We start from the raw sequence: 21,993 nt of genomic DNA on the forward strand, positions 1-21,993 counted from the left end.
GCGCTCGGAGTCCGCATTCGCGGACGCACAGTACTTGCCGATTCGCTCGCAAGCTCGCTCATGAGGACACCGCTCCCGACTGTGCCCCGGAAAGCCGTGCCGCGGACAGTACCGCGCTGTAGCCGCGCTCAAGCGGCGCGTCGCCGACGCCGTGCCCCTCGCCGCGGGCGGTCAGCTCGGCCGGCGTGCCGCGGAACACGATCTTCCCGTCGGACATCAGCGCCACCTCACCGCACGCCGCGCCCACGTCCTCGACCAGGTGCGTGGACACGATCACCGTGGCGCGCTCGCCGAGCGAGCGCATCAGCGACCGGAACTGGACCCGCTGCTCCGGGTCGAGGCCGGCGGTGGGTTCGTCGAGCAGCAGCAGGTCCGGATCGTTCACGATCGCCTGCGCGATGCCGACGCGGCGCAGCATGCCGCCGGACAGCGTGCGCAGCTTGGCCTTCGCCTTCACGCCGAGATCCACCCGCTCCACCGCCGTCGCGACCGCCTTGGGCACCGCAGCCGACGGCATCTCCTTGAGCAGCGCGAAGTACTCGATGAACTCAACCACGGTGAACGACGGGTAATAGCCGAGGTTCTGCGGCAGGTAGCCGAGCCGGCGCCGGATCTCCCTGCGTGCCGCGGCGCCGCGCGGGTCCCGGTCGAGCAGCCGGATCTCACCCGACGAGGGCGGCAGCACGGTGGCGAGCATGCGCAGCAGGGAGGTTTTACCCGCCCCGTTGGGGCCGAGCAGGCCGAAGACGCCTGGCCCCAGCTGAAGGTCCACGCCATCGACCGCCTTGTTCTTGCGGAACGAGCGGCGGGCATCCGTTATGTCGACGTTCACTGCTGCCCCCTTCGCGGGCGGGTTGCGTAGCTGACGATCGCGGCGCAGCAGGCCGCGACCAGGAGGTAGGGAAGATAGGCGGCCACGTTGGTGACCGAGGCGGTGACCTGGCCGCTCGCGGTCTGGGCGGACAGCACGGTAATCACCCAGCCGGCGATTCCCGCGGCGGCGCCGACCAGCGCCGACCTGGCGGCCACCGCGACCGCGAGCGCCAGCGCGCATACCGCGGCCATCGGGATCAGCCAGCCGAACGTCAGCGCCGCTGCCGCGCCAGACGCCGCGCTGGCCAGCAGCCCGAGCACGACGTTCACCGAGAACACGGCAACCACCCGGGTAAGCAGGACCATCCGGTCGGGCAGCGCGCAACTCGCGGCCAGTTCCCAGGCGGGGTCGAGCCCCGGGCCGTACGCGAAGGCGACGCCGGTCGCCGCGACCGCGGGCGCCACCAGCCAGACGAGCGGCTGGCCCTGCCCGAGGCTGACCAGCGCGCCGACGCCGAACACGACGACCGTCGAGATCAGCCAGGGCAGCAGCAGCGACGGGGTGGTGACCAGGGCACGAGCCAGGCCGGGTGAGCGCAGCAGCCGCGACGCGGCGCGCTCGAGCCGGCTTGGCCGCCGGCGCCAGACTTCGGCGGCAACCCCGGTCCACACCCGGTTCAGGTCGACACCGCCCGGCGGGTCATCGGCGGATGAGAGGCGGCCGCTTCCGTTCGGGATGCTCATCTTGCTCCTCCCAAGGCGGCCCGCAGCAGGCGGCGAGCGCGGTGGGCGCGGCTTTTGACCGTTCCAGCGGGAACGCCGAGCAGCGCGGCGACCTCGGCGACGGGGCGGTCTTCCACGTACATGAGGCGCAGCACGTCTCCCTCCGGACCCGACAGGGCCGCCGCGATGTCGGCGCGGATCGCGGCGGCCTCGGCGGGGTCCGCGCCAGCCTGCGGGATTTCCTCGAGTTGCACGGCGAGGGGGCCGCGCTTGCGCAGCAGGAGTGCGGCCTGGTTACGGGCGATCACCCAGATCCAGGCCTGCGGCGTCCCGTGCGGCCGGTAGCCGCCCGCGCCCTTCCACACCGCGAGGAACGTCTCCTGGAGCACGTCCTCGACGTCCGGCGGCGGCAGCGCGGCCCGCAGGCGCGCGGCCAGCCACGGCGCGTGCCGCGTGAACAGCTCGCGCAGTGCCGTGTCGTCGCCCGCGGCCAGGGCCGCGATGAGCTCGTCGTCGTTCATCACTTCATCTATTGCACCGGAGGCCGGTGCGGTTCACCAGCGCGGCGGGCGAGTTCCCCGATGGTGAGCAGGCCGCCTTGTTTATTGACTTCAGCTGCACTTGAAGGCGTTGACTGCCGGGCATGGGAACACGACATGAGGCAAACATGACACGGGCAGTCCGAGGGGCAGCGACAACAGCCGTGGAATACGTGGTCTCGCATGCCGGAATCGCCGCGGTGCGTGCCCTGGACCGCGACGTCGTCGGCCAGGCGCATCATCCTCGGGGCACGGCGGGCCGCGTGTCCGCCTGGGAGATGGCCTACCGCCCGTCCAACAGGCAGCGCAGCCGCTGGGCGATATCGCTGCTCGGCATACGGCCCGCCGACCGGGTCCTTGAGATCGGCTTCGGTCCCGGCGTGGCGATCGCGCAACTGGTCCGCGCCGGCGCAGGCCACGTGTACGGCATGGACCATTCGGGAGTAATGGTCAGGGAGGCGTCACGGCGCAACGCCGCCGCCATCAGGGCCGGGCGGGTCACCCTGGTGCGGGCCTCCGTCGAGCAGATTCCGCCCGCTCTCGACGGCCCCTTCGACGCCATCATCGCCGTCAACTCTCTGGGATTCTGGCCTGCGCCCGCCGAGCGGCTCGCCGAGTTGCGGCAACGGCTGGCGCCCGGCGGGCGCATTGCGATCGTGTACCAGCCGCGCTGCGCGGGTGCCACAGCCGACACGACCCGCGGCGCCGCCCGCGAAATCGAGGACCTGCTGCGAGGCGCCGGCTTCACGCGGCTGAGGACCGAGACCCTCCGCCTGAGCCCGCCCGTAGCCTGCGTTCTCGCCGCTGTCTTAGGACTCGTCGCCGGCATCGGCGGGCTGGTCCCCGGTCGGCGGCTGGGCCCGCCGGTGCTCGTCATCCTGGGGCACGTTCGCGTCGAGGAGCGTGGTGCTGCCCGCTGCCCGTAGGACCGCATCGTCCGTGCGCTCCCTGAGCCGCTCAACCGACTCGGCATCACCGAGCGGGACGGCGGCCTCCACCCGGTCGCTTGCCCTGACCTCGGGCAGGTCCATCACCTCATCGACCAATGCGGTCCGGTCCCCGGGCCTTACGTGCTCGTTCTTCGCGTGCATGGAGGTCCGGACGGTGCCTTCCGGACCTGCGGCGGTCGTCACTTCCGCTACCGCGGCGGTCCGGTCGTCGTCGTCCTTGATCTCGACATGACGCGAAGTCTTCGGGTCAGTCATGGCTTCTCCCGTGGTTGGCTGCTGGCGGCGGCCACGGACCAGGCAAGTCGTTCCAGCTCGCCGCGCGTCCAGCAGGGCCCGCCGCTGCCGCAAGGTCCGCCGACCTCTGCCCGGGGCCGGCCGGATGAAACAGGGTTTGGCCGAGGGCGCCTGGCTCGGGCGCCCCGTCTGTGAGCGGATGCGTGGCCGTTTGGGCTTCTGTGACTGGGTAGCAGCAGCTCCGAAGATAGGAGAATCAGATGGCTACCTGGATATGGGTCGTGATCGCCATCGCTGTAGTGGTCGTCGTCGCACTGGTCGCGGTGCGGGCCAGGCAGCGCAGGACCGCCGTGCTCCGCGACCACTTCGGCCCGGAATACGACCGCACAGTAGAGAACCGCGAGGACCGGCGGGCGGCTGAGGCCGAGCTTCTCGCACGTCAGAGGCAGCGTGCACAGTTCGACGTGCAGCCGCTGCCGGAAGCCACCCGGCTGAGCTTCGCCGAAGAATGGCGTGAGCTGCAGGAGCGCTTCGTCGACCAGCCGGCGCAAGCCGCGGGTGCTGCCGACGCCCTCATCACACGAGTCATGGAAGCGCGGGGCTACCCGATGAACGACTTCGATACGCAGGCCGACCTAGTCTCGGTCGACCATCCGGACACCGTGGAGAATTACCGGTTCGCGCATGCCGTACAGCAGCGCGCCCAGACCCAGCAGGCAAGCACAGAAGACCTGCGCGAGGCACTGCTGCGGTACCGGTCGCTGTTCGACGAACTGCTCCGCCCGGAAGGCGACGGCGCAGCACATGCCCAGGTCATCGCGGACGACGCGGAGGCCGGGGAAATCGACAGCTCCGGTCCCGTGGCTGCTGACGCGGAATACGACAACCACAGGATAGGACGGCGAGACGGATGATGAACGAGTCTGACAACACCCAGGACCGGGGGCTGACCACGGAGCAGATCGCCGCTGCCAGCCCAGGTCACAGCTAACCGTGACGACGCCGGTCTCCTCGGCACGGATCTCGCGGGACCAGGGCGCGCTGACCGCGGCATTCCCGACGGCAGCACCGCAGCGGGGGCCGGACCGCACGCCAGCCTGCTGGACGAAGGCGAACTGCAGAGCATCACCATGCGCTGGAAGGACATTCAGGCGGAGTTCGTCGATGAGCCGAAAGTCGCGGTCCAGGAGGCCGACGCGCTGGTAGCGGAGCTCATGCAGCGGCTGGCCTCGATGTTCGCCACCGAGCGCGCCGAGCTCGAAGACCGCTGGGCAGGCGGCGACCAGATCTCCACCGAGGAGCTCAGGCAGGGCCTGCGCCTCTACCGCTCGTTCTTCGAGCGGCTGCTCGCCGCGTAGCTCACGGGGGTACGTCCCCAGCGGGGAATCGGTACCACCAGGGCCGCCGGACTGAATAGTCCGGCGGCCCTCGCGGTTGCGGTAGCAGCGCCGGAGAGCCCGGCCGAATCGACTTCACTCGATGCGGCCGGGCCTACCGGGGTTGTGGTCAGCTGTAGGCGGTCAGGTCGGCTACCGTGCTTGATGAGTTCACCGTGGCACCCGTGCCGTTGATGATGTGCTGGATGGTTCCCGTGCCGCCAAGCGAGACCGTGACCATGTCGTTCCATTGGACTCCGGACGTGGCCGGCGAGGTGAGCGCCTTCGCGCTGATCTCGCTCGGGTTCACGTTGAAGTAGCAGTAGACGCCGAGGCCGTAGGCCTTGAAGCTGGTCACGCTGCTGGCGACCGCGATAGACGGATAGCCGTCCGCGGAGCCGTCCATCCAGGCGGACTGGCTCGGCGGGTCGTAGGGCATTTCGCTCTGGTAGAAGTAGTCGGCTCCGCCGTTGCCGTTCCACTGGACCTGCACGGCCTGGTAGTGCTCGACCGCGAGTCCGTACATGGTCACGTTGGCGCCGTTGACGACCATGCCGTTGGCGGCGGTGTTGGTCGTCCAGCCGACGGTGCCGCTGTTGCCGTGATCCGCCCGCCACAGCCACAGGTCGTCGCCGATCACATTGGCGCTGTTGATCTGCAGCGTCTGCGTGGCCTTGCCCACGGTGGCGCCGCCAATGCGGGCGAAGACATCAGAAAGCACGATCGGGTCCGACGCGTGGCTGGCGCTGGACCCGGACGGGCCGATCTGCACGAGGACGGAGCTGTTGGCGGTGCCTGCGTCCAACAGCAGCCCGCTGATGCGGATGCCGTTGACATCGGCTGTCTGCACGATCGCGGCGCCGCCGTTGGACACCAGGGTGGCCAGGCCGAGTCCGAGCACCACGGTGTCAGGGTTGGTGACGTTGATCGTGCCGTTGACCTGGTAGACGCCGGGAGTGAACAGCAGGTCCTGGCCGGCCGCCAGCGCGGCGTTGATCTGGGAGACCGTGCTGCCTGGCGTCGCGATATAGAAATCGCTAATCGGCAGCGAGGTTCCCGGCGTGTTCCCCGATCCCCAGGAGACACCAGACGAGCTCGTCCTGTTCGACGGCACGAACGCGTTCCAGTTCCCTGACGAGTCGATGTACAGGTAGGGCTTCTCGTCGACGGTCGGGGTCTGGCTCACCGTCGTGTACGGCGGGCTCGGGAAGCTCTGGCCCGGCACTCCGGTGCTGCCGACGAACACCATGTTCCAGTTCGAGCCGGTCCAGCTGCCCAGCTTGTCGTTGCGCATGATGAACTGCTGCTGTGTGCCCGAGTTGACCTGGCCGGTGACGACCGAGTCGCTGATGAAGCCGCCCGACGACCAGTTACTCGAGGTGTTGCCCGAGGAGTTGTCGTCGAGCACGAGGTTGCCGTCGATCTGCACCCGCCGCATCGGGTCGGCCTGCGAGACCGCCCACTCGGTGCTGCCCGACGACGGGTCGATGGTGATGTTTTCCACGCCGCGCCAGAAGTTCTCCGTGGCGTTCCCGTTGTTCCACGCGGCGTTGGCGTAGATGCCGCCGCCGGTGATGACCGTCTGCGTCGGGTTCTGCCCGAGGCCGACGACCTCGGTGTAGAAGCCGACAGGGACGCTGACGTTGTAGATGCCCGGCTCGAACATCAGCTCATAGCGCTGGGTGCCGAACTGATTCGACTGCTGCGTGTTGTAGACCGCGTTGATGTCGCCCTGAATCGTGCTCGTGGACATCGAGGTGCTGAACACGTAGACGTTCGACCCGAAATTCGGCGTGTTGCCCGGGGGCGCCCCGCCGCTCGGCAGCGTCCACTGCTGATTGGCGGAGTCGGCGCAGGCCCAGATCTGCACCTGGGTGCCCGAACCGCCGAAGCCGGTGTCGTCGAGACACTTGCCTGAGTTGGGGTTGATCAGCTCGCCGTTGGACTGCGGTACCCAGACCTGCGCGCCGGTGCCGTTGCAGGTGTCCAGGTCCACGAGGGTGCCGTTCGCGGTGCCTGCCCCGTTGACGTCCAGGCACATGCCGAGTACCTGCAGCGTGTTGCCGGATGCGACGGTCCACTGCTGGGCGTTGGTCCCGTTGCAGGTGTAGACCTGAATGGGATTGAAGTTCGCGGTGCTGGCCGAGCGGTCATCCAGGCACAGGCCCTGGTATCCGGTGATCGCCCCGGTGGTCGCGGCCTGTGCGTGGTGAGCGGACGCCATCGCGAGGCCGACCATGAGGGCTATCGTCGCGAGGACGGCGATGAGTCGGCGCTTCACGGAATATTCCACTGCTGGTTGGAGGTGTCGGCGCAGGCCCAGATCTGCACCTGGGTGCCGGAGCCGCCGTAGCCGGTGTCGTCGAGGCACTTGCCGGAGTTCGTGTTCACGAGCTCGCCGTTGGATTGGTGGACCCAGGACTGCGCGCCGGTGCCGTTGCACGGGTACAGGTCAACCTTGGTCCCGTTGGCCGTGCCGGCGCCGGCGACATCGAGGCAGTCGCCAAGGACCGTTAGGGTGCCGTTGCTGTTGACGGTCCAGTTCTGCGCGTTGGTGCCGTTGCAGCTGTAGACCTGAATGGGGTTGAAGTTCGCGGTGCTGGCCGAGCGGTCATCCAGGCACAGGCCCTGATACCCGGTGATCGGCCCGCTGGCCGTAGTGCCGCCGCCGCTGCTGCCAGTGATCTTGTTGAAGATCGATGAGTACTGATAGCCGACTGGCTTGTCGTAGCCGTCGACCTCCCAGAAGGACAGCTCCGCGACGCCGTTGGCGGCGGCGAAGCTTTCCAGCGACGAGGCGTTGCCGGTGGAGAAGACGGTGCCGTCGTCGTTGGTGCCGGCGATCGGCGTCAGGCCCATCATGGCGTAGGCCGCCGAGGTGGAGATCCCGTACAGGCCCGCGAGCTGGCCAGCGGTTCCCTGCGCGGCGGACTCGGCGTCCGCGAGGTCGTTGGACCCGGCGCCGAAGTCCATCGTCATGATGTTCACGACGGACACCTTCACGCCCTTGGCCTTAGCGTCCTGGAGCAGCGCGTACTCCGAGCCGGTGCCGGTTGGCAGTCCTTGCGGTGAGACGGCGAGGGTGAAGTCGACCTGCACCGCCGGGTTCGCGGCTTGCAGCGCGGCGAGCGCCTGGTCGCGCCGCGCGGTGGAGGCGGTGTCCGATAGCACGCCGCCCTCGATGTCGAAGTCCAGCCGGGTGACGCCGTAGGTATTCACCACGTTCTGGTAGGCGGCGGTCAGCTGCGAGACGTTCGTGCAGGTCTGGGCGAGCTCAGCGCCAGATGCGCCGCCGAAGGAGACGATGACGTTGCCGCCTGATGACTGAATGGCACTGATCTGCGAGGCGAAGGCGCCTACTCCAGAACCGTCATCCTCCCAGTACGGTGTGCAGCCCGACCGCGGGATGAGGAAGGCCAGCGTGTAGTCCTTCAATCCGGTCGCGGATTCGTCGGCTGCCATGTCTCCCGCGTCCGACGAACTGATCTGCAGGTAAGGAGCGGCGAAATGGGCCGGGAAGGCGGCGCCGGCCGCGGCGGCAGATCCCGCGGTGGCGAGCGCGAAGCCGCCGGACCCGAGTGCGGTGGCCGCGACCAAGGCGAGTGCGGCCGACCACGACTTCCTTGGGGTTCTTGGTATGCGCATGGTGATCGGTGATCCCTTCGACCAAGGGTTCTGGCGGGACGCGGCACTGCCGAGGTGACCCGCCGGGGCGGACTTGGAGGTCTGCTTTGTTTCTGAAACAATGCGTTTCAGAAACAAATAGGAAACCTTCTTGTCAGTTATTGGAGCAGCGCGGTGCATAAGCGTCAAGACACCTTGTGCGGTGTTGATTCTTTGTTAATCCTTAGCCAAGGCGCTCTTCTGGAGAGGCAATGAAACAAGAATTTGTTTCAGGCTTGGCAGGGGGAACCGGCCGGGTCACTGTGCGCGCCATCGCGGCAGAGACCGGGCTGTCGATCGCCACCATCTCCCGGGTGCTCAACGGCGGCGGCAACGTCGCCTCGGATACCCGTGAGCGGGTGCGCCAGGTGGTTGAACGGCTTGGCGACCGCGCGCCTGAGCCGCGCCCGCGGTCCCCGGCCCGGGTCACTCGCCTGCCCGTGTTCGTGCGCTGCCCCTACCTGCTCACCGACTACTTCGGGCACATCGTCACATCGGTCGCGGAGACACTCGCGCTGCACGGCCAGGGCATGCTGCTCGACGCAGGCGACGCGGTGGTGGAGTCCACCGTGGTGCGCGAGTTGCCCGGCCGCCGCGACGCCTGCGGCGCGGTGCTGATTCTTCCACCGGAGCCGCACGCCGACCTTGAGGTACTAGCCTCGCGCGGCTACCCATTCGTGCTGGTGGACCCGCGCACCAGCGTGCCGCGTGACATGGTGTCAATCTCCGCAGCGCACTTTTCCGGCGCTCGTGCCGTCACGCGGCACCTGATTGAGTTCGGGCACCGACGGATCGGGGTGGTCACCGGTCCGCCGTACTGGCGCACCAGAGACGACCGGGTCGGCGGTCACCTCGCTGCGCTGGCCGAGGCGGGCGTGCTTGGCGACCAGGAACTGGTACGGCACGGCGAGCCCGCGGCGGAAACGGGAGTGCGGGCCGGCGGGGAACTGCTCGACATGCGGCCGCGGCCAACCGCCGTGGTCTGTTTCAACGACAAGGTCGCGGTGGGGGTGATGGAAGCGGCCGCAGCCCGCGGGCTGCGGGTGCCGGAAGACCTCTCCGTCACCGGCTTCGACGACATCGACGTCAGCCGGGCCACGACACCTCGCCTCACCACCGTCCGCCAGCCGCTGCAGGAGATGGGCCGCACGGCCGTCGATGCTGATGCGCGAGCTCGACGGGCACCCCCACGAGGCGCTGAGCATGGAGCTTGAGACGCGCCTGATCGTGCGGGGCAGTACCGGCCCGGCGCCCGGGCCACCGGTTCAGCGTTCACCCCTTCAGTAGCACGCACACGTCCGCCGGACACGCGAGCGAATCAGGCGACCTCCTCCATGGCCTGGGCGAACTGTGCCTCGTACAGCCGCGCGTACGCGCCGCCCGCCGCCAGCAGCACCGAGTGCGTTCCCTGCTCGACGATGTGCCCGTTCTCCATCACCAGGATCACGTCGGCGTCGCGAATGGTAGACAGCCGGTGGGCGATCACGAAGCTGGTCCGGCCCTGCCGCAGGGACGCCATCGCGCGCTGGAGGAGCACCTCTGTCCTGGTGTCGACCGAGCTGGTCGCCTCGTCCAGGATGAGCACGGCAGGACGGGCCAGAAAGGCGCGGGCGATCGTGATCAGCTGTCGCTCTCCCGCGCTGACGTTGGCGGCCTCGTCATCGAGCACCGTGTCGTAGCCATCGGGCAGCGTCCGCACGAACCGGTCCACGTACGTCGCTTTCGCTGCCTCGACGACCTGCTCGTGGGTGGCGCCGAGCGAGCCGTAGGCGATGTTTGCCTCGATCGTGCCGCCGAACAGCCAGGCGTCCTGCAGCACCATGCCGGTCAGGCCGCGCAGTTCCTCCCGGCTCATCTTCGCGGTGTCGACGCCGTCGAGCAGGATCGTGCCCGAATCGATCTCGTAGAACCGCATCAGCAGGTTGACCAGCGTCGTCTTGCCCGCGCCGGTCGGGCCGACGATGGCGACGGTGTGCCCTGGCTCCACGGTCAGCGAGACGTGCTCGATCAGCGGCCGGTCCGGCGCGTACCTGAACGACACGTCGTCGAACTCGACCCGGCCGCGGACCTCGGCGGGCCTGACCGGCTCGGCGGCGTCAGGCGCCTGCTCCGGAGCGTCGAGCAGCGCGAACACCCGCTCGGCGGATGCCACGCTCGACTGCAGGAGGTTCGCCATGCTGGCGACCTGGGTCAGCGGCTGGCTGAACTGGCGCGAGTACTGGATGAATGCCGTCACCGCGCCGAGGGTGAGCGAGCCGCCCGCGATCAGCAGGCCGCCGACGACGGCCACCAGCACGTAGTTCAGGTTCGACATGAACATCATCAGCGGCTGGATCGTGCCGGAGATGAATTGCGCACGGGAGCTGGCCTGGTAGAGCGCCCCGTTCTGCTCAGTGAAGGTCGCCAAGGCCTCCTCCCGCTGGCCGAACGCGGTCACCAGCGCGTGCCCGGTGTACATCTCCTCGATGTGGCCGTTCAGTTGCCCGGTGAACTTCCACTGCCTGATGAACTGCGGCTGCGCCCGCTTGGCGATCTTGCGCATCGCCACCGCGGAGGCGGGCACGGTGACCAGGGCGATCAGGGCCAGCTGCCAGGACACGACGAACATCAGCGCCAGCACGCCGACGATCGTCAGCAGCGAGGTCACCAGCTGGCTCAGCGTCTGCTGGACGGACTGCTGGAGGTTGTCGATGTCGTTGGTGACGCGACTCAGGATCTCGCCGCGGGACTGCCGGTCGAAGTAGCTCAACGGCAGCCGAGACAGCTTGGCCTGCACCTGCTCGCGAAGCCGGAGCACCGACCGCTGGACCATGGTCGCGGTCAGCCGGCCCTGGAACAGCGCGCAGACCGAGGCGCCGACGTTGAGCGCGACCACGACGACGACGATCTGCCCCACGTGACCGAAGTCCACGCCGTGGTGCGACTCGTACCCGTCGAAGACGAGGTTGATCGCTTCGCCAAGCAGCCGGGGCGCGAGCACGGACAGGGTCACGCTGCCGACCGCGAGGGCAAGCGCCAGGATCACGAGCAGTCGGTACGGGCTGAGCATGCCAAGCAGCCGCCTGCCCGAGCCCTTGAAGTCCAGCGCCTTCTCGGTGGACATGCCGCCCATGAAGCGCGCGGGGCCCTGCGCAGGGGCCGCTGGACGCGGCCCGCGCTCGGGCGTCGCCCGTTCCTCGCTCACGCCGCAGCCTCCTGCTCGGTTAGCTGGGAGAGGACGATCTCCCGGTAGGTCTCACTCGACTCCATCAGCTCGGCATGGGTGCCGCGCGCCACGATCCGGCCAGCGTCAAGCACCAGGATCTGGTCGGCGTGCCTGATGGTGGCGACCCGCTGCGCAACTATGATCATGGTCGCGTCGGTCACCTGGGTCGCCAGCGCCGATCGCAGTCGCGCGTCGGTCGCGTAGTCGAGGGCGGAGAACGAGTCGTCGAACAAGTAGATCTGCGGCTTGTGCACCAGCGCGCGGGCGATCGCCAGGCGCTGCCGCTGGCCGCCTGACACGTTCGTGCCGCCCTGCGCGATCCGCGAATCCAGCCCGTCTGGCATCCGCTCGACAAAGTCGCGGGCCTGAGCGATCTCCAGCGCACGCCACAGGTCCTCGTCGGTGGCCTGCTGGTTGCCGTACCGCAGGTTCGTCGCCACCGTCCCGGAGAACAGGTACGGCTTCTGCGGCACTAGCCCGACGGCCGCCGACAGCTCAGCCGGGTCGAGTTCCCGCACGTCGACGCCGCCCACAAGCAGCGACCCGGCCGTGACGTCGAGCAGCCGCGGAATGAGGTTGACGAGAGTGGTCTTGCCGCTGCCGGTCCCGCCGATGACCGCCGTGGTCCGCCCGGGCAACGCGGTCAGGCTAATGTCGTGCAGCACCGGCTGCTCGGCACCTGGAAACCGGAACTCGACGTCCCGCAGCTCAAGCCGGCCGGGCTGCTGGCCCGCGGGCCGAGGGCTGGCCGGCGCGGCGACTCCCGGCTCGGTGTCGATGACCTCCATGATCCGCTCCGCGCTGACCTCGGCCCGCGGCACGAGCATGAACATGAACGTCGCCATCATCACCGACGTCAGGATCTGGGCCAGATAGGTGATGAACGCGGTCAGCGCCCCGATCTGCATCGTCCCGTCCGCGACCAGGTGCCCGCCGAACCACACCACGGCGGTGGTGGACAGGTTCAGCACGAGCAGCACCGACGGGAACATCAGCGCCATCAGCTTCCCTGCCCCGAGCGACACATCGAACAGCTGGTTGCTCGCGACGGCGAACCGCTCCCGCTCCTGCGGGTCGCGCACGAACGCGCGGATGACGCGGACGCCAGTAATCTGCTCCCGCAGCACGCCGTTGATGCCGTCCAGCCGCTCCTGCATCTGCCGGAACAGTGGCCGCATCCGGCGGATGATCAGCGCCAGGATGACGGCGAGCAGCGGCACCGCGACAAGCAGCAGCGACGACAACTGCACGTTCTGGTTCAGCGCCAGGATGATCCCGCCCACGCACATGATCGGCGCGGACAGCAGCAGGGTGAACGTCATGATCGCCAGCATCTGGACCTGCTGGACGTCGTTGGTGGTCCTGGTGATCAGCGACGAGGTGCCGAGGTGGTTGACCTCGCGGTCGGAGAACATCAGCACCCGGCGGAAGATGCCCTGCCTGACGTCGCGGCCGAGGGCCATCGCGACCTGCGCGCCGAAGTAAATCGCGCCGATCGCGCACAGGATCTGCGCCAGGGTGATCGCCAGCATCACGCCGCCGGTCGTCAGGATGCAGTGCGTGTTGTGCAAGACCACGCCCTTGTCGATGATGTCCGCGTTCAGCGTCGGCAGGTACAGCGTGGCCAGCGTCTGCGCGAACTGCAGCACCAGGAGGAACGCGAGCGGCTTACGGTAGGGGCGCAGGTAGGTGCGCAGCAGGCGGATCAGCACAGGACAAGGGTAGGTGGGTATTCCGCCTGCTTTACCGCACCGGGCGGCGGCCCGAAATCAGCCTTGAGCCGGACACGGCCATTCACCAGCCCTTGAGCAGCTGCCGGGCCATCACCATGCGCTGGACCTGGTTCGTACCCTCATAGATCTGGGTGATCTTGGCGTCGCGCATCATGCGCTCGACCGGGTAGTCGTTGACGTAGCCGTAGCCGCCAAGCAGCTGCACTGCGTCGGTGGTGACCGACATCGCCACATCGGAGGCCAGCGTCTTGCATGCGGAGGAGAAGAACGTCAGGTCGGGCACCTTCTCGCCCCGCATCGCGCGCTCGGAGCGTGCCGCCGCGGCGTAGGTGAGCTGCCTCGCGGCCTCCAGGTGCATGGCCATGTCGGCCAGCATGAACTGCGGGCCCTGGAAGTCGGCGATCGCCTTGCCGAACTGCTTGCGCTCCTTGACGTAGCCGAGCGCGTAGTCGAGTGCCCCCTGCGCGATGCCGAGCGCCTGCGCGGCGATCGTGACGCGGGTGTGGTCCAGGGTGCGCAGCGCGATCTTGAACCCCTCCCCCTCGTCGCCGACGCGGCGGGACTCGGGGATCTCGCAGTTGTCGAAGTACAGCTCGCGGGTGGGCGAGCCCTTGATGCCCAGCTTGTGCTCGGGCGCGCCGAAACTGAAGCCAGGGTCGCCGTCCTCGACGACAAACGCGGTGATGCCGTCGGCGCCCTTGTCCTGGTCGGTCACCGCCATGACCGTGTAGTACTTGGACACCCCGGCGTTGGTGATCCACCGCTTCACGCCGTTGAGCAGGTAACCGCCCTCGGTGCGGACCGCGCGGGTGCGCATGGCGGCGGCGTCGGATCCCGCCTCGGGCTCGGACAGGGCGTAGGAGAACATGGCCTCGCCGCGCGCGACGGGCGGCAGATAGCGCTGCTTCACCTCGTCCGACGCCCCGAGCAGCAGCGGCATCGTGCCGAGCTTGTTCACCGCGGGGATCAGCGAGGACGTCGCGCACGCGCGGGCGACCTCCTCGATGACCAGCGCCGCCGCCAGCGCGTCACCGCCTGCCCCGCCGTAGGCCTCTGGCACGTGCACCGCATGGAAGTCGGCCTTGACCAGTGCCTCGTACACGTCCCAGGGGAACTCGGCGGCCCGGTCGATGTCCGCCGCGCGCGGCGCGATCTTGTCGTCCGCGAGCGCCCGGACGGCTTCCCGCAGTGCCTCGTGCTCTTCCGACAGTGCGAAGGTGCTCATGTCTCGATGCTAATCAGTAACCGCCCGGTCACGGCAACGCCCGCCCGGCAATCGTTGGATGCCGGGCGGGCGCGGTTAGACCTCGGTGTTTACGCCGCCTTGTCGTCCGTGGCCGCCGACGAGGCCTGCGGGCCGGTCAGCCGCGGCATGGTGGCCGCATGGGCCGGACGGTGCGCGTGAGTGGTCGTGGTTTCAACGGACTGCCGCTGCTCGGGTACCCGGCCCTTGGGTGCGGCATGCTTGCCGCTGGACTTGCCGAAGCCCAGCGAACGGAACGGACGGTTCTTAGACACTGAGAAAGCCATTACAAACAACCCCCTAGACCCCCGCGCAGCGTGCCCAATCCCCACACCGAACACTCGCATCCGGTCCCGTTCCGGCTGCCCGCGCAGGCTCTAGAATGCCCTACCGGCGCTTGGCTAAACACCCCTGCCGACGCACCGTGCCCAAACCGATACCGAAGGTGTTCGGTTGGCCACCGAGAGTGGTCATTCCCCGTTAGAGCTGGGCGCGGAGTGCCTCGCCCTTGGCCTTGGCCGTGGCCGTGAGCCGGGCCTGGAATTCGATCATCTGCGCGCGCAGCGCCTCGTCGGCAGCCGCCAGGATGCGTACCGCGAGCAGTCCCGCGTTGCGGGCGCCGCCGATCGCGACCGTGGCCACCGGGATGCCGGCGGGCATCTGCACGATCGACAGCAGCGAGTCGAGACCCTCCATGTGCTTGAGCGGCACGGGAACCCCGATCACCGGCAGGGGTGTGACGGAGGCGAGCATGCCGGGCAGGTGCGCCGCGCCGCCCGCACCTGCGATGATCACCCGCAGGCCGCGGCTCGCCGCCTGCTCGCCGTAGGCGATCATCTCGCGCGGCATGCGATGCGCGGACACCACATCCGCCTCGTAGGGCACCTCGAACTCGTCAAGGACCTCGGCCGCCGCCTCCATGACCGGCCAGTCCGAGTCCGAGCCCATCACCACGCCGACCAGCGGCGAATCACTTTGCACGAGCAAAGCCTAGCGGTGGCCCGCGATCGCCACGTGGGAGACGCTCTCCTGGTAGTGGCCGGCACCGTCGGGCGCGAGCAGGGTGAACCAGATCACCAGGTACCTGCCCACCTCCGGGTGCGGCAGCGCGATCCGGACCACGCCGCCGGTGCCGTTGGCGGACGCCGCGACGCGCAGGGCCTGCGGCGTCGTGCCGTTGCCGACCTTGATCTGCAGGTTGGTCCCGGTGTACTGGGTGAGGTCGAAGCGGACGCCGGTGATCGTCATCGGGCTGCCGAGGTCGAGCAGCAGGCCGGTGCCGTGCTTGAGCATCCCGAAGTCCGGTGTGGCGTACCACTGCGTCGACCAGATCTCCGCGGGGTTGGCGGCGATCGTATACCCGGCCAGGCCCGGATTGTCGCCGTCGGCGAAGCCGTCGGGGCCGAACGCGCGTGCCGCCGCGATGGGCAGGTGGGTGACGCGCGCGGCGGCCGCCGCCGACTTGCTCGCCTTCGCGGCCGCGCTCGCCTTCGCGGCGGCGCTGGCCTTGGCCTCGGCACTCGCCTTGGCGGCTGCGCTCGCGCTGGCACTGCCCGCCGCAGCGGCCTGCTGAGAAGGCGTGGCGCCCGCCGCGCCGTGCGTGGCCGCGCCGCCGCCCGCCAGGCGAACCGCCAGGATCACAAGCGCGACCGCCGCCGCCACGGCGATCGCCGTGTACGCGATGGCTCGCTGCCTCGGGCCCCGTCCGCCGTTGCCCCGCACCGACGGCACCGCGGCGGGCGGCCCCTGCGGCGGCGCCGCGGACGACCACGGCGGGCCGGGCCACGCCGGGGACTGCGACCCCGGGAGCTGATATCCGGCGGCCATCAGGTCGTCGGTCACCGGGCGGAGGTCGAACCGCGTGTCGTGGGAGCCAGGCGGCTGCGCCGCCGGCGGCATCGCGGCGGGAGTCCCCACGGTGGGCGGCGCCTCACCGTAGGGCGCACCGGTACCGAAGGCCGCAGCGCCAAACGGCAGGCCGGCGTCGAAGGCAGCAGTGTCGAAGTCCGCGGCGTCAAAGGGCCCAGCGCGATTGGGCACGGCGGTGGACGACGGCCCGGGAATGATCGGCAGGTCGAACCGCGTCGCGTCCGGGTCGGCAGGCGGGTCGAAGGCCGGCACCGCCGGCAGGTCGAAGCGGGTCGCGTCGGGATCGGCAGGGTGGCTGACGGCTGGCACCGCCGTCAGGTCGAAGCGCGTCGCGTCGGAGTCAGGCACGCCGGCCGCCTCCGCCGCCTGAGGAACATCCCCTTGGCCGCCGCTCGGGTGAGCCTGGTCGAACTCCCTGATCAGCGGCAGCGCGTCGATGCCGACCGCACCCGCGATCGCGCGGACGTAACCACGGACGTACAGCTCACCACCGCACGCCGCGTAGTCGTCCTGCTCGATGCTGCGGATTACCGTGGAGCGGATCCTGGTGCGCTCGCTGAGCTCATCGACCGACAGGCCCGCCTGGTAACGGGCCTCGGTCAGCGTTTCGCCGACTGTCACGACGCCTCCACATGCCGACCCTGCTTAATCATCTCGTGACAGAGTAATTGCCGGTGGCAAGTAAGAGCGCCTGATCAGGGATTTTCCGTTACTCCCCGTCTTCAGTGCCCCAGCGCAGGTAGCTGGCCGCACGGCGGGCCCGGTCGCGCAGCGACTCCACGCTGTCTCCGGGACCGCCCACGATCGTGACGTGGCCGATCTTCCGGCCCTGGCGGACTTCCTTGCCGTAGAAGTGCACCTTGACCGTCGGGTCGGCCGCCATCACGTGGATATAGCGGTCGAAGACGTCCGGGTCGGTGCCGCCGAGCAAGTTCGCCATGACGGTAAAGGTGCCCGCGGGGACGCACGATCCGAGCGGCAGGTCGAGCACCGCGCGCAGGTGCTGCTCGAACTGCGAGGTGACCGCTCCCTCGATGGTCCAGTGCCCGCTGTTGTGCGGCCGCATGGCGAGCTCGTTGGCGAGCAGTCCGCCGGCCCGCGTCTCGAACAGCTCCACGGCGAGCAGGCCGGTCACGCCGAGCTGGGCCGCGATGCCCAGGGCCATCGCTTCCGCCTCGATGGCAAGATCCGGGTCGAGTCCTGGCGCCGGCGCGATCACCTCACGGCAGATGCCGTCCACCTGGATCGTCTGGACCACCGGGTAGGCGGCACCCTGACCGGACGGTGACATGGCGACGAGTGCGGCCAGCTCCCGCCTGAACGGCACGAACTCCTCCGCGAGGAGCGGTATGCCGTGCGAGATGACCTCCGCCGCCTCGACGGCCGAGTCGCAGACCCAGACGCCCTTGCCGTCGTAGCCGCCCCTGACCGCCTTGAGCACGACCGGCCATGACCCGGCGGCGAACTTCTCGACGTCGGCCACGGATACGACGGGCGCGAACCGCGGGCAGGGCACGCCGAGCGAGCTGAGCCGCTCGCGCATGGCCAGCTTGTTCTGGGTGTAGCCGAGCGCGGCGCTGCCGGGGCGAACGAGCACCCCGGCTGACTCTAGCTCGGCGAGGATCGCGCCTGGTACATGCTCATGATCGAACGTAATGACGTCACATTCGGCGGCGAAGGCCGCGATATCCGGCAAAGAGAGATGCGAGCCGATCGCCACGTCGTGCGTGACGAGCGCGGCGCTCTCGTTCGCGGACTCGGCAAGCACCCGGAAGGTGGCACCGAGGCCAACCGCCGCCGCTGCCGTCATCCGCGCCAGTTGCCCGCCGCCCACCATGCCGACGACGGGCATGCCGGTGACCGACTTACGTACGATAGGTCCGGCTGGTCCTTTTGATCCCGCAGGTGACAACGGTGAAAGCACGCGGTGTAGCCTACGCGGAACCACCCAATCCTGGGTACAACAACGTGGCGACACGAAGCCGCAATGGCGCGACTCTCCGGTAGCCAGATCCCCACGACCCCGCCATGCATGCCCGCAGGGAGCGCAAACAGAGATGACCACGCTAGGTGATGACATTGAGGTCAGAGAAGGGACATACGGCGACAAAGTAATCGCCGTGGAGCCCGGGGGTGCAGAGTTCATCCCCCTCAAGGAGCGGCATGGTCGGCCGCTCAACCTGTTCTGGACGTGGACCTCGCCCAACATGGAGTTCGCGACGGTGTTCGTCGGCTTCATCGGCGTGGTCTTCTTCGGCCTCAGCTTCTGGGAGACCTTCCTCGCGATCGTGCTCGGCACCGCGCTCGGCTCGGTCACCCTGGGCATCCTGGGCACCGCGGGGCCGCAGTACGGCGTGCCGCAGATGGTGCTCAGCCGCCTCGGCTTCGGTTACTGGGGCAATGTGCTGCCCGCGGGGATCAACGCACTCGTCGCCGGCATCGGCTGGTTCGCGGTCAACAGTGTCAGCGGCGCGCTCGCGCTGAGCGCGCTCACCCACATGCCCGAGGTGCTCGCCCTGCTGATCGTGGTCGGCCTCCAGCTCGCGGTGGCGTTCCTCGGGCACAACCTGATCCACGTGTTCGAGCGGTACGCGTTCCCCGTGCTTGTGGTCATCTTCCTGATCGCGTCGGTGTGGACGTTCGGCAAGGCCAACCCGGGCGCGGTGCACAAGACGATTCCTGGCGCCTTCCTCATTGAGGTCGGCGCGACGTTCGGTTACGCGGTCGGCTGGAACCCCTACGCCTCCGACTACACGCGCTACCTCAAGCCGGAGACGAGCAAGCCCGCCATCGCCCTGTGGTCCTTCCTCGGCGTATTCCTGTCCTGCGTGCTACTCGAGACCGTCGGCGCCGCCGCGGGCACCCTGCCCGCCGTCGCCTCGAACGCCAACCCGACGGCCGGCTGGACCGGCATCTTCCCCACCTGGCTCGGCGACCTGACGCTGATCGCCATCGTGATCGGCGGCATCGCCGCCAACGCGCTTAACATCTACTCCGGCGCGATCTCGTTCACCGCGATCGGCTTCAAGCTGCCTCTCGCGGCCAGGCGGGCCATCGTCGCTCTGGGCTTTGGCGCCATCGGCTTCTTCGTCGCGTGGTCCGGGCTGAGCGACGCCGGCGCCAAGTACACCAACTTCCTGCTGATCATCGCCTACTGGATCGCACCCTGGCTTGCCGTCATGTTCTGTGACATGTTCCTGCGGCGCCGCCAGGACCCGGCGCGGATCGAGCATCTGCTGTTCAACAGGAAGTTCACCAACTGGGCGGGCCCGGTCTCGATGGCTGTCGGCGTGGTCGTCTCGATCTGGCTCTTCGCCAACCAGCCCCCCAGGTATGTCGGCACGGTCCCGACCCACAACGGCAACTTCGGCGACCTGACCTTCGAGGTCGGCTTCGTCCTCACCGCTGTGATCTACCTCGCCTGGCGGCTGATCGCGGACCGCCGCGCCAGCGCAGCGGTCGCCAGCTAGCGGCACTGGTTTCCCGGCCGGCTCGCCTGTCCGGCCGGGAAACCCTCAACAACAATTCAGCCACTTCGTAACTCCGCGGCAAAATAGGTCGACTACGGTGGTGCGCACCACGACGAAAGGGGCAATCCGCGCATGGCCCTCACAGCCGCCGGCCTGTATACCCGTGCTCGCACGATGCTTCCCGAGGTTCTCAAGTTCGGCATCGTCGGCGGCATAGGTTCCGTGGTCGACCTGGGCGGCACCGCGGTGCTGCACAGCGAGTACCACGTCGGGCCACTGGCCTCCAAGGCCGTCGCGGTCACCCTCGCGACCGTAGTGACCTACCTGGGCTCCCGTTTCTGGACGTTCAAGGAGCGCGAGAACCAGCCCGCCAGGCGCGAGGCGGTGCTCTTCATCGTGCTCAACGTGGTGGGCCTGCTCATCGCCGAGGCCGTCATCGGCTTCGTCACGTACGTTCTCGGTCTGCACGGCAAGATCGAGTTCAACGCGGCCTCGGTGCTCGGCACCGGCCTCGGCACGATCTTCCGGTTCTACGCCTACCGCAAGTGGGTGTTCCTCGCGCCGCCGCAGGCCGCCCCGGCCAGGCTGTCCAACGCCCCTGCCTTCCCCGACTACCCGCCGTGGGAGCTCGACCCGGCGTTCCTGCCGCCCGCGCGGCCGGCCAGCATGGCCGCCGCCCCGGTGGCGGCCGCCGCGCCTGCCTGGAACCAGCCGGCCGCGCCCGCGTGGAACCAGCCGGCACCCGCGCCGGTGTGGAACCAGCCCGCACGCGCGGCCGCGTGGAACGCCGAGCCCGTGTCCGCCAGGCGTGAGGCCCCGTCGGCCTGGGACGCCGCCCCGGCCCGGGCGTGGGAGACGGCCGAGCACCCGCAGCGGCGGACAGACAATGCGATCATCCCGAACGGGCGCGTGGCCTCACCCCACCGCACCCAGCTTCCCGGGGCAGCGCAGGACGCCAGGCGGCAGGGCTCTACCGGCCCGATGGCCGCGGGCCCGGTGGCGCCGCCCACCGCACCGCGCCCGTCCGCGGGCCGCCACCGCAAGCCATAACACGAGCCCCGCGCTGTCAGGCGCGGCCGGGCAACTGAGCCGCCGCGATCGCCGTCAGGCGGGACCGCTCCGCCCCGGCTTCGGCCGGCCCGACGGCGGGTTGCGCGGCAGGAACACCGCGAACACCGGGGGCCTGCGCCTGGCAAGCACGATCCGGCCGCCGTCGGCCGTCGTCATCGTCCTGGCCAGCGCAAGCCCGAGCCCGGTGCCTTCCGGCCGGCCGCTGACGCTCCGCTCGAAGATGCGGGAAACCAGTTCGGCGGGCACTCCGTTCCCCTCGTCCTCGACCTCGATCACGACCGAACTCGCGGACTGCGTCCTGCGGATCGTCACCGTGCCCTTGCCGTGCATCAGCGCGTTGTCAAGCAGCGTCGCGATCACCTGGGCAAGCCCGCCGGGGGTGACGTAGGCCTGCAGCCTGGACTCCCCGATAAGGACCATCTTCCGCCCGGCCCGGCGGAACGCGGGCTCCCACTCGGTGATCTGCTGCAGCACGATCTTGTCGACGCTGATCAGGCCGGCCGATCCGGCGCCCACCCGGCGAGCCGGGCTGAGCAGCTGAGTGACCACCTCGGCGAGCCGCTCCGCCTGCGCCAGCGCCGCCGTGCCCTCCTCGCGCACCACGTCGGGTTCGTCCGCCGCGGCGATCATCTCCTCGAGCCGCATGGACAGCGCGGTCAGCGGGGTGCGCAGCTGGTGGGATGCGTCGATGGCCAGCTCGCGGTCGGCGGTGAGCAGGTTGGTGACCCGGCGGGAGACGCTGTCCAGGCCGTCGGCGACCTGGTCGAGCTCGCTCACCCCGTACCGGCGGCCCACCGGGCGCGGGTCACCCGTGCCGAGACGTCCGGCCGCGTCGGCCAGTTCCTCCACCGGCCTGGCGGCCCGCTGTGCCACCATCCCGGTAAGCACCACGGCGCCGCCGACGGCCACCACGAGCAGCGGCAGGCCGAGCGCGAGCAGGCCGGCATCACGGTCCGCCGCGACCACGAGCAGCGGCACGGCCGCGACGAGGGCGGCGGCCACCGCGACCGCCGCCGCGGACAGCCACAGGCGGCGACGCACGCTATTCCCCCCGGGGGGATGACCCCCCCGGAGACCCCCCCAAGCATGGGGGAGTCCCTCCCC

General features: G+C 69.2%; 20 protein-coding genes. 6 read left to right on the forward strand and 14 right to left on the reverse strand.

Features of this window, described 5'->3' with window-relative positions; all coding sequences use genetic code 11:
- Window positions 1-58: 58 nt before the first annotated feature.
- From EAS64_RS07750 to EAS64_RS07755, 3 genes are read right to left on the reverse strand one after another with little or no spacing between them, the layout of a single operon-like run.
- A complete protein-coding gene (locus tag EAS64_RS07750; RefSeq protein ID WP_222849070.1) occupies window positions 59-832 on the reverse strand; it encodes an ATP-binding cassette domain-containing protein in 774 nt (257 codons plus the stop codon).
- A complete protein-coding gene (locus EAS64_RS44600) occupies window positions 829-1,557 on the reverse strand; it encodes a hypothetical protein (RefSeq protein WP_222849071.1) in 729 nt (242 codons plus the stop codon). The genes EAS64_RS07750 and EAS64_RS44600 overlap by 4 nt, the downstream gene beginning before the upstream one ends.
- Window positions 1,554-2,057, reverse strand: a complete 504-nt coding sequence (locus tag EAS64_RS07755; RefSeq protein WP_145851942.1) for an RNA polymerase sigma factor — start codon at window positions 2,055-2,057, stop codon at window positions 1,554-1,556. The genes EAS64_RS44600 and EAS64_RS07755 overlap by 4 nt, the downstream gene beginning before the upstream one ends.
- A 146-nt stretch (window positions 2,058-2,203) precedes the next feature.
- Between EAS64_RS07755 and EAS64_RS07760 the strand changes: the two genes are divergently transcribed.
- A complete protein-coding gene (locus EAS64_RS07760; RefSeq protein WP_187365752.1) occupies window positions 2,204-3,001 on the forward strand; it encodes a class I SAM-dependent methyltransferase in 798 nt (265 codons plus the stop codon).
- On the opposite strand, the gene EAS64_RS07765 is transcribed toward EAS64_RS07760, so the two are convergent.
- Entirely contained in the window at window positions 2,885-3,280 is a 396-nt protein-coding gene (locus EAS64_RS07765) for a hypothetical protein (protein ID WP_145851943.1), read from the reverse strand. The genes EAS64_RS07760 and EAS64_RS07765 overlap by 117 nt on opposite strands.
- Before the next feature lie 239 nt (window positions 3,281-3,519).
- Here EAS64_RS07765 and EAS64_RS07770 point away from each other — a divergent pair, with 239 nt between their 5' ends.
- Together EAS64_RS07770 and EAS64_RS07775 are read left to right on the forward strand one after the other, a co-directional pair.
- The gene (locus tag EAS64_RS07770; protein ID WP_187365753.1) at window positions 3,520-4,173 is read left to right on the forward strand and encodes a hypothetical protein; all 654 of its coding nucleotides are present in this window, start codon (window positions 3,520-3,522) and stop codon (window positions 4,171-4,173) included.
- Window positions 4,174-4,389: 216 nt separating this feature from the next.
- Complete coding sequence (locus EAS64_RS07775) at window positions 4,390-4,617, forward strand: hypothetical protein (protein ID WP_145851944.1); 228 nt, start codon at window positions 4,390-4,392, stop codon at window positions 4,615-4,617.
- 148 nt (window positions 4,618-4,765) lie between these two features.
- Here EAS64_RS07775 and EAS64_RS07780 read toward each other — a convergent pair whose 3' ends face one another.
- Window positions 4,766-6,916, reverse strand: coding sequence for an RICIN domain-containing protein (locus tag EAS64_RS07780; protein WP_222849072.1), 2,151 nt, complete (start codon window positions 6,914-6,916; stop codon window positions 4,766-4,768).
- Window positions 6,913-8,280 carry a ricin-type beta-trefoil lectin domain protein gene (locus EAS64_RS07785; RefSeq protein ID WP_145851945.1) on the reverse strand — a complete coding sequence of 456 codons (1,368 nt, stop codon included), beginning with the start codon at window positions 8,278-8,280 and terminating at the stop codon, window positions 6,913-6,915. The genes EAS64_RS07780 and EAS64_RS07785 overlap by 4 nt, the downstream gene beginning before the upstream one ends.
- 254 nt (window positions 8,281-8,534) lie before the next feature.
- Here EAS64_RS07785 and EAS64_RS07790 point away from each other — a divergent pair, with 254 nt between their 5' ends.
- Window positions 8,535-9,512, forward strand: a complete 978-nt coding sequence (locus tag EAS64_RS07790) for a LacI family DNA-binding transcriptional regulator (RefSeq protein WP_222849073.1) — start codon at window positions 8,535-8,537, stop codon at window positions 9,510-9,512.
- A gap of 104 nt (window positions 9,513-9,616) precedes the next feature.
- Here the strand turns inward: EAS64_RS07790 and EAS64_RS07795 are convergent, their stop codons facing one another.
- The 7 genes from EAS64_RS07795 to EAS64_RS07825 form a co-directional block, all read right to left on the reverse strand.
- Window positions 9,617-11,482, reverse strand: a complete 1,866-nt coding sequence (locus tag EAS64_RS07795; protein WP_342782022.1) for an ABC transporter ATP-binding protein — start codon at window positions 11,480-11,482, stop codon at window positions 9,617-9,619.
- Window positions 11,479-13,215: an ABC transporter ATP-binding protein gene (locus EAS64_RS07800; RefSeq protein WP_145851946.1), complete on the reverse strand. Its 1,737-nt coding sequence runs from the start codon at window positions 13,213-13,215 to the stop codon at window positions 11,479-11,481. Before EAS64_RS07800 ends, EAS64_RS07795 begins: the two co-directional genes overlap by 4 nt.
- An 82-nt stretch (window positions 13,216-13,297) precedes the next feature.
- Window positions 13,298-14,461 (reverse strand): acyl-CoA dehydrogenase family protein, encoded by a 1,164-nt coding sequence (locus EAS64_RS07805; RefSeq protein ID WP_145851947.1) that lies wholly within the window; start codon window positions 14,459-14,461, stop codon window positions 13,298-13,300.
- 89 nt (window positions 14,462-14,550) lie between these two features.
- Entirely contained in the window at window positions 14,551-14,754 is a 204-nt protein-coding gene (locus EAS64_RS07810; protein WP_145851948.1) for a hypothetical protein, read from the reverse strand.
- Between the two features lie 205 nt (window positions 14,755-14,959).
- Window positions 14,960-15,427: a 5-(carboxyamino)imidazole ribonucleotide mutase gene (gene purE, locus EAS64_RS07815; RefSeq protein WP_145852421.1), complete on the reverse strand. Its 468-nt coding sequence runs from the start codon at window positions 15,425-15,427 to the stop codon at window positions 14,960-14,962.
- Window positions 15,428-15,469: 42 nt separating this feature from the next.
- The gene (locus tag EAS64_RS45660; RefSeq protein ID WP_246115563.1) at window positions 15,470-16,969 is read right to left on the reverse strand and encodes a helix-turn-helix domain-containing protein; all 1,500 of its coding nucleotides are present in this window, start codon (window positions 16,967-16,969) and stop codon (window positions 15,470-15,472) included.
- A gap of 88 nt (window positions 16,970-17,057) precedes the next feature.
- A complete protein-coding gene (locus tag EAS64_RS07825; protein WP_145851949.1) occupies window positions 17,058-18,200 on the reverse strand; it encodes a 5-(carboxyamino)imidazole ribonucleotide synthase in 1,143 nt (380 codons plus the stop codon).
- 205 nt (window positions 18,201-18,405) lie between these two features.
- Here EAS64_RS07825 and EAS64_RS07830 point away from each other — a divergent pair, with 205 nt between their 5' ends.
- Window positions 18,406-19,818 (forward strand): purine-cytosine permease family protein, encoded by a 1,413-nt coding sequence (locus tag EAS64_RS07830; RefSeq protein ID WP_145851950.1) that lies wholly within the window; start codon window positions 18,406-18,408, stop codon window positions 19,816-19,818.
- A 132-nt stretch (window positions 19,819-19,950) separates the two neighbouring features.
- Window positions 19,951-20,868: a GtrA family protein gene (locus EAS64_RS07835; RefSeq protein ID WP_145851951.1), complete on the forward strand. Its 918-nt coding sequence runs from the start codon at window positions 19,951-19,953 to the stop codon at window positions 20,866-20,868.
- Between the two features lie 54 nt (window positions 20,869-20,922).
- Here EAS64_RS07835 and EAS64_RS07840 read toward each other — a convergent pair whose 3' ends face one another.
- Window positions 20,923-21,930, reverse strand: a complete 1,008-nt coding sequence (locus EAS64_RS07840) for a sensor histidine kinase (RefSeq protein WP_187365754.1) — start codon at window positions 21,928-21,930, stop codon at window positions 20,923-20,925.
- Window positions 21,931-21,993: the final 63 nt, after the last annotated feature.

This window comes from Trebonia kvetii, from assembly GCF_007827045.1.
GTDB classification, from domain to species: domain Bacteria; phylum Actinomycetota; class Actinomycetes; order Streptosporangiales; family Streptosporangiaceae; genus Trebonia; species Trebonia kvetii.

Excerpts from the sequence above, each read along its gene's own strand:
- EAS64_RS44600 (WP_222849071.1), bottom strand. The coding sequence starts at position 1,557 with ATGAGCATCCCGAACGGAAGCGGCCGCCTCTCATCCGCCGATGACCCG.
- EAS64_RS07755 (WP_145851942.1), bottom strand. The coding sequence starts at position 2,057 with ATGAACGACGACGAGCTCATCGCGGCCCTGGCCGCGGGCGACGACACG.
- EAS64_RS07760 (WP_187365752.1), top strand. The coding sequence starts at position 2,204 with ATGACACGGGCAGTCCGAGGGGCAGCGACAACAGCCGTGGAATACGTG.
- EAS64_RS07765 (WP_145851943.1), bottom strand. The coding sequence starts at position 3,280 with ATGACTGACCCGAAGACTTCGCGTCATGTCGAGATCAAGGACGACGAC.
- EAS64_RS07770 (WP_187365753.1), top strand. The coding sequence starts at position 3,520 with ATGGCTACCTGGATATGGGTCGTGATCGCCATCGCTGTAGTGGTCGTC.
- EAS64_RS07775 (WP_145851944.1), top strand. The coding sequence starts at position 4,390 with ATGCGCTGGAAGGACATTCAGGCGGAGTTCGTCGATGAGCCGAAAGTC.
- EAS64_RS07785 (WP_145851945.1), bottom strand. The coding sequence starts at position 8,280 with ATGCGCATACCAAGAACCCCAAGGAAGTCGTGGTCGGCCGCACTCGCC.
- EAS64_RS07805 (WP_145851947.1), bottom strand. The coding sequence starts at position 14,461 with ATGAGCACCTTCGCACTGTCGGAAGAGCACGAGGCACTGCGGGAAGCC.
- purE (WP_145852421.1), bottom strand. The coding sequence starts at position 15,427 with ATGGGCTCGGACTCGGACTGGCCGGTCATGGAGGCGGCGGCCGAGGTC.
- EAS64_RS07825 (WP_145851949.1), bottom strand. The coding sequence starts at position 18,200 with ATGCCCGTCGTCGGCATGGTGGGCGGCGGGCAACTGGCGCGGATGACG.
- EAS64_RS07830 (WP_145851950.1), top strand. The coding sequence starts at position 18,406 with ATGACCACGCTAGGTGATGACATTGAGGTCAGAGAAGGGACATACGGC.
- EAS64_RS07835 (WP_145851951.1), top strand. The coding sequence starts at position 19,951 with ATGGCCCTCACAGCCGCCGGCCTGTATACCCGTGCTCGCACGATGCTT.